Source organism: Alkalibacillus haloalkaliphilus C5 (assembly GCF_000269905.1).
GTDB classification, from domain to species: Bacteria; Bacillota; Bacilli; order Bacillales; family Alkalibacillaceae; genus Alkalibacillus; species Alkalibacillus haloalkaliphilus_A.
In genome coordinates this window covers 1-7,104 of sequence record NZ_AKIF01000149.1, presented here as the reverse complement: position 1 = coordinate 7,104, position 7,104 = coordinate 1, and the positions used below count along the sequence as shown (strand labels likewise).

6 protein-coding genes are annotated in these 7,104 nt (G+C 35.3%); 5 read left to right on the top strand and 1 reads right to left on the bottom strand.

Annotated elements, in window-relative coordinates:
* Positions 1-21: 21 nt before the first annotated feature.
* A complete protein-coding gene (locus A194_RS0113300) occupies positions 22-921 on the bottom strand; it encodes a M14 family metallopeptidase (protein ID WP_017187310.1) in 900 nt (299 codons plus the stop codon).
* A gap of 166 nt (positions 922-1,087) precedes the next feature.
* Between A194_RS0113300 and A194_RS0113295 the strand changes: the two genes are divergently transcribed.
* The 5 genes from A194_RS0113295 to A194_RS0113275 all read left to right on the top strand — a co-directional run.
* Positions 1,088-1,324, top strand: coding sequence for an indolepyruvate ferredoxin oxidoreductase subunit alpha (locus tag A194_RS0113295; RefSeq protein WP_017187309.1), 237 nt, complete (start codon positions 1,088-1,090; stop codon positions 1,322-1,324).
* Positions 1,325-1,443: 119 nt separating this feature from the next.
* Positions 1,444-2,004 (top strand): hypothetical protein, encoded by a 561-nt coding sequence (locus tag A194_RS0113290; RefSeq protein ID WP_017187308.1) that lies wholly within the window; start codon positions 1,444-1,446, stop codon positions 2,002-2,004.
* Positions 2,001-2,504: a GGDEF domain-containing protein gene (locus A194_RS0113285; protein ID WP_017187307.1), complete on the top strand. Its 504-nt coding sequence runs from the start codon at positions 2,001-2,003 to the stop codon at positions 2,502-2,504. Before A194_RS0113290 ends, A194_RS0113285 begins: the two co-directional genes overlap by 4 nt.
* Positions 2,505-2,515: 11 nt before the next feature.
* Positions 2,516-6,079, top strand: a complete 3,564-nt coding sequence (locus tag A194_RS0113280; RefSeq protein ID WP_017187306.1) for a dynamin family protein — start codon at positions 2,516-2,518, stop codon at positions 6,077-6,079.
* 114 nt (positions 6,080-6,193) lie between these two features.
* Positions 6,194-7,104 (top strand): TolB family protein (locus A194_RS0113275; protein WP_017187305.1); only part of this gene is annotated, 911 nt, incomplete at its 3' end.

Below are 7,104 nucleotides of genomic sequence, written 5' to 3'. Positions count from 1 at the left end.
TGATTAAAGTTAAACTTATCTTTAAACATATATATTCGCTAAAAAGATACCAAGTGTTTCTTCATATATATGGTCTAAGTCAGTAATGGGTAATGGGTTTACCCCTTGGCCTAGCTCTAATGTAAAACCAGGCCTTCTAAAGTCTTGAATAAACCAGTCTTTATAACCAGCATGACTGTCTACATATTGAATCGGGCGATACCCACTGACACGACCATACTCTTGGGCTATATCACGAGATATTGAGGGCTCTAACCCTTCATAACCCCAGAAAATGATCTCTCCCTGTGTATGAAGCGCTAATACGCGGTCAAAATCTTTCATTAAAGTTAAATCGTAAATAGCTAACGCTTCTGGCTCAGTTAAAGGACCGTAACCAGGGAAGTCTCGAGGTGCGGGTTGCTTTGGTTTTCTACGCTGCTCAATTTCCCAATTGGCTGGGTATTGGTTGTTTAAGTCTACCCCTCTTATATTAGCTTTCCATTGATCGAAATTCGTACTCTGATTATTAATGTCTAATACTAGTTCACGAAATCGTTCGTTTTCAGGTAGGCCATTGTTTAAAAGGTCGACACCGTCAGGGTTAACCATAGGTACGATACTTAATGTAATTTCGTTAAAATAGTGGTGCATATTATGGCCTCTGATTGGTTCATTAGTTGATAGAGCGTGTAAATAATCATTAATAAACCGCATAATCACATTCGTTGTAATTGACTCGTGAGCGTGGAAAGAACCATTTATATGAATGTGTTGATCACCATTTCCAATAACGACCTCATAAATAGGTCTTCCCATAATTGAATGTCCAATCGTATTTAACGCAAACTGAGGGTATGTGGCTTGAAGAGTGAACAAGTCTTCTTCAAACTGTCTAAATGTATAAAAACGTTCATCATGAATGATTCGATTAAGTCTCATTATAGTCGTCCCCCTTACATCATAATTGTATGATTACGGACTGGTGAATTTGCACATTTTATGAAAAGTCATTATAATGATGGGGAGAATTTCTACATACACGTGGTTATTCTACGAAATAAATGATATCATATCAGTAAACATTATTATTATAGGAGGGATTACCTTGGCATTTATTATTTCATCACCTTGTAAGGACGAGAAAGCTGCAGAGTGTGTAGATGTATGCCCGGTTGACTGTATTGAAGAAGGTAAAGACATGTTCTATATAGATCCAGATATTTGTATCGATTGTGGAGCATGTGAAGCGGTATGCCCAGTAGAGGCTATTTATCATGAGGACGAGCTTCCAGAAGAAGAGAACGCATATATTGAAATAAATAGGAAGTTCTTCCAAGAATAACGAATACGTCAAAAGAGGCTGGATTTAAGTATTCAGCCTCTTTTTTGCAACAATAAAAACGATAAAATAATGCGACCATCATTTATAGAGGGCGTCATTATAAAGTAGGGGAATGGGACATGCTCAATAAGAAGGATGATTATATAGCACAAATTTTTTCTATTACTCGGTGGCTAATACTCGTTGCCATTATTGCTCTATATTTTACATTACCAAGTGGGTTAGTGTTCAATTTAACGATGCTAGAGCTGCTTTACATAACGGGTTTTGGAACTTTATATAGCCTAGCCATCCAAATCGCTTTATGGAAGTTAAATACTTATACGAAAGCTAAATTGCGTTTCGTTCAATTAGGTGTAGTTTTTGACTTCTTTTTCATATCGGCTTTAATTGTTTTAACAGGTGGAGTCGGTAGCTTGTTTATGCCACTATATTTGGTTTGGCTTATGCATGTAGCGTTAGTATGGCACTTTAAAGGAGTGTTGTTAGCTACTTTTTTAGCTATAGGAAGTTACGCAGCTATTGCGTATTATTTTGAGCAATTATTTATAAATTCTTATTTATTATTGTTTGGTGCTCATGCCATTTTCATTAGTTTAATCGGCGTATTTGCTACTTATTATCATCAAGAAAAGAAGCCTCATCGATCGACCATATCAATTATAAAGAAGAAGCGATGAAAGATTATGTGTCAGGGCTTTATAACCATCGTTCTTTTCAAAACACGTTAACGAAACTAGTGGAAAAAGATAAAGAATTTACGCTTGTTAAATTAAATATTGATCACTTCAAACAGTTGAATGACACGTATGGTTATGAAATGGGTGATCGTGTGTTAGCTATTTTAGGAAGTACGTTAGACTTTTGGATTGAACCTCGAGAAGGCTATACTTTCCGATATAATGGCGACGAATTTACGATTATTTTGTTCGGTCAAAAACGAAGTAAAATCGAACAAAACATTGAAAGATGGAATAATTATTTCGCAGAACATGTCCAAATGATTGACGACTTAAGTGATGAGTACGTCACATTAAGTTATGGCATTGCCTCATTGAAGGAATCTGACGATCGAGATGAGTTATTAAGACGTGTTGACCGTTGTCTACATCAGGCAAAGGCATCGGGAAGAAACAGAGCCGTTTTTGATGAAACATTTAAACAAGCAATTAAAAGCTAGGGGAATAGTAGATGACAACGATTGTTAAACAGGATTTTAACTTTGATTTAATTTATAAAGAAATACAACAGCTTGGTTTGGAAAGTGAAAAGAAAAAGTTAATCGATCTTTATAAAAAGTGGTCAGAAAAGTCATCAATTATTGGCTTCACAGGCCACTTTTCTGCTGGGAAATCAACTATGATTAATGCTCTTGTTGGAGAGGATTTATTACCTTCTAGTCCGATCCCGACAAGTGCCAACATAGTAGAGATTAAAAATGGTCCAATTCAAGTTACTTACCATTTTAATGATCAGCAGTTTGCTAATGATTCAGAAATTAATATTAACCAAATTCAACAGCTGTCTCGGAATGGTCAAGAAGTTGCTTCGATAACGATCCAAAAACCATTACCGGCTATTGAAAATACAGTTTTAATGGATACACCGGGAATTGATTCTGCTGATGATGAAGAGTTTGACCGTACATTATCTCGTGTTCATCTGATTGACTATTTTATTTATGTTGTAGACTATAACCACGTTCAGTCAGAGGTTAATTTTCAATTTTTACAACAGCTTGAAAAGAAATCGATCCCTTATATTATTGTTGTTAACCAAGTCGATAAGCATAATGAAGACGAAATAACGATGGATGAGTATAAGCGTGCGTTAGAAGAAAGTTGTGAGAACTGGAACTTATCACCTCAATTAACTTTGTTTACTTCATTAATGGACGATCAACATCCACATAATCAGTTGAATGAATTACAGAAGCATCTACAAACAATTATTGATCGTAAAGAAGAAATAGTTGAAGAACGTGTTAAAACGGAACTTAAAAGTTTAATTGAAATACTAGCCGAAAAGAAGTATGGCAGTTATACGGAGCATACTTCAAAAGAAGAACTAAAACGAATAGAGGAAGAGTATCAAAAAATTAAAGATCGTTTAGAAGTATTAAATAAAGACAACCAACAATTTAACGCTGCTTACATGAAGTCAGTTAGTAAAATTGTTGACGAGGCGTATTTAATGACCTTCGAAATGCGTGAGCTTGCTAAAGAATACTTAGACTCTGTACAGCCAAAGTTCAAAGTTGGCGGGTTATTTTCTAAAAAGAAAACTTTAGAAGAGAAAGAGCGTCGCCTTGAACAATTTTTAACGGACTTAAATGAGCGTGTGAAATCCCAAGTCAATTGGCATGTGAGAGAGTTTTTAGTATCTATTTTAGATGAGCACGGTGTTCAAGACCACGATTTAAAACAACAATTACAGCAGTTTGAGTTCGTCGTAACTGAACAATTGTTACTTGAAAATGTAAACCCATCAGCTGAAGTAAATGGGGATTACGTATTATTATTTACAAAGTCACTACAAAAATCAATTTCAAACGGAGTCAAGCACCAGTTAACGAGTGATTTAAACAACATTTATCAATCGTTACAACCGTTAATCGAACAACAATTGCCTCCATTGAAGGAGCATTTAAACGACTTAGAAGACCAATTAGATCAGTCTCAGCGATCTCACGAAAGCTCTATAGAAATGAAACAGTTTGAATCGTCAATGAAAGGCAATTTATTAAGAGAGGGTCCAACTGATGGACAAGTAGAGGAAGCTTTACAGACGAAAGTTGACCAACGCCATGAAGTAAACGTGGATGAAATGTTGACTAAAGTTTATGAAGTAGAAGAGGAACGTCAAGATGAAGAAGGTGTAAGCTCAAGCTATACGTTGTCTGTCAGAGAGACGACTGATCGAGCTAAAGAAATATTAGCAGAAACCTTAGATGTCCCAATTCTTGATCAATATAGAGTTCAAGTCGAACAAAAGCAACAACAAATAGAAAATATGACCTATACGGTTGCTCTCTTTGGAGCGTTCAGTGCAGGAAAGTCTTCATTTGCAAATGCTTGGATTGGTGCTAACGTATTACCTGTTTCACCCAATCCAACAACGGCAACCATTAATAAGATCGCTCCGATCAATGAGCAGTTCAATCATGAAGATGTCGTTGTTACATTTAAGACCGAACAAGCGATTGTTGACCAAGTTAACCAAATTTTAGCGCCGTATACGGATGAACCATTTCGTTCATTAACGGCTTTAAGTAAGTTTATTAATAAAAACAATAAGAAGCTAACGGAGCAACTTTCAAAAACGGATGCTTCATTTATCGAAGCATTCAGTTCTGGTTTAGAAGAGTGTGAGCCATTATTAGGTGAAAAAAATCATGTTGACTTGCACCATTTCAGACAGTATGTAACAGTTGAAAGACTGTCGTGTTTCGTTGATGAAATCGTTATTTATTACGATTGTGAATTAACTCGTTCTGGTGTCACATTAGTTGATACACCAGGGGCAGACTCAATTCATGCGAGACATACGAATGTATCAATGCATTACGTGAAACATTCAGACGTTTTAGTTTATGTCAACTATTACAACCATGCTTTTGCAAGAGCTGACCGTGAATTTTTGAAACAGTTAGGCCGTGTTAAAGGCGCATTTACAATGGATAAGATGTTCTTCGTGTTAAATGCTGCTGACCTAGCTCAAAATGACAATGAATTACAAATGGTCATTTCTTATTTACAAGATCAATTACAACAATATGGAATCCAACATCCACAAACGTATCCTATATCTAGTAAGCAGTTAATTGAACAACCAGATCTTAAACAAAGTGATGAAGATGCCATTGTGTTTTTTAATCGATTTAATCACTTTATCGAACATGATGCTAAGGTTATGATTGCTCATAACTTACAAGCAGAAATTGATACGTTAACGTCTTTTGTTGAGAAAACAGTTTATGAAATCGATCAAAACCAAGAAGAACAAGATCGTTTAATTGCTCAATATAAAGACGACTTAGCGCGACTTCGTGAGCGGTTGAATTCCATTGAACCAACGATATACGTACAGCACATTTACCAACAAGTTGATGAACTGATTCATTACGTTCGTGAACGTACGAATATCCAATTAATCGACTTAATGAAAGATACAATTAATCCAGCTACAATTACTCAAAATGGTCGTAAGGGTCAAGAAGAACTTAGGACAGCTATCAAACAATTATTTATTGAAGTTCAGCAGAAGATAAACAAAGAATTTCATTCAACTAATATTTTGTTAGACTATCATTTTAATTCAGCTGCGAATACGTTCATTCAAGATATTAATAAGGATGTCGGAGAAGATAGTGAGTTTGATCAACTATATTTTGAAGAACAAGTGATTGACCAAGTAGAAATGCCTGAGTTAGTTAATTTGAGTGATGAAATCAGTCTTAAAGAACTCGTTTCAATCTATAAGAATAAAAAAGATTTCTTTGAACAAAATCGAATTAAAGAGTTGTTTAGTCAACTAGAACAACAAATTGATCGATATTTAGGCGAAGTTGTACAACAGTTCGAACAAGTCTTTAAATCACATTACAATAAGCAGTTCAAGTCATATCAACAACATCAAATTGAAGTTTACCTTAGCCATGTTGAGTCGATGATTGCATCTAAACAATCAATCTATCAAGATGAATCGCAAAAAGCTAAACTTAAACAAGTAAGACAAACATTATCGAACATTTAAGCTCCACTATTTTCAATTTAATTCGACAATTCTAACAAATTATTTTATGATAAGTATAAATGCTAGTGATATAAAGAGCTAGCACCATAAAAGGAATGTTTATAGGGGGAGACGATGACCACTAACCGTAACGTAAAAGCAGAAGATCTCTTTAATATTAGTTCAGTATCTGATCCGAGGTATTCACCGGATTACTCAGAAGCTTTATTTATAAAAACTGAACTTAACGAGAAAGAAAACAAATACGTATCAAACTTATTTCACATTGACGTGCAGACGAACGAAGTAAACCAATGGACGTTTGGAGAAGGTAAAGTATCTAATCCCCGTTGGTCACCAGATGGAAGTTCGATTATATTCTTATCTAATCGAGATGATAAAAATCAGCTTTACAAGATCGCACGCTTTGGCGGCGAAGCACAGAAGCTAACAGATGAAGAAGCTGGTGTTAACCGAGCAGAGTTTTCTCCTGATGGTAAACGCGTTATGCTTCAAACGTCTATTAAGAAAGATGAATTAAACAAACATGATGACGATGAAGAGAAAAAAGACGATGATTTACCTAAGCCAACTGTTATTAATCGAATGAAATATAAAGCAGATGGTGCAGGAGTGATTGAGGAAAAGTATCAAGTCATTAAACTGTTTAACTTTGAGAATGAAGAGGTCGAGGCAATTAAACAAGGCGAACAAAACTTCATTTTCCAGACGTGGTTAAATGATTCACAAATCATCTATTCAACTGATGATTCAAACGATCAAGACTTTAACTTTAATCATGAATCATACATTTACAATTTAAAGTCTAAAACAGATTTAAAACTGTTTACTGAAGAAGGATATGCATCAGGTTTTACAGTGTCCCCAAATGGTGAACACCTTCTGTTTGCTCATATGGGACGAACATATGAAAATGCAACACATGCTGAATTGTATGCTTATCACATATCCTCTGGTGTAACAGCTTGTCTAACAGAAGGATTTGATGCACCAGTTGGTGACTTTATCGTTGCAGATATACAACA

Coding starts and splice junctions, on each gene's coding strand:
- A194_RS0113300 (WP_017187310.1), bottom strand. CDS start 921: ATGAGACTTAATCGAATCATTCATGATGAACGTTTTTATACATTTAGA.
- A194_RS0113290 (WP_017187308.1), top strand. CDS start 1,444: ATGCTCAATAAGAAGGATGATTATATAGCACAAATTTTTTCTATTACT.
- A194_RS0113285 (WP_017187307.1), top strand. CDS start 2,001: ATGAAAGATTATGTGTCAGGGCTTTATAACCATCGTTCTTTTCAAAAC.
- A194_RS0113280 (WP_017187306.1), top strand. CDS start 2,516: ATGACAACGATTGTTAAACAGGATTTTAACTTTGATTTAATTTATAAA.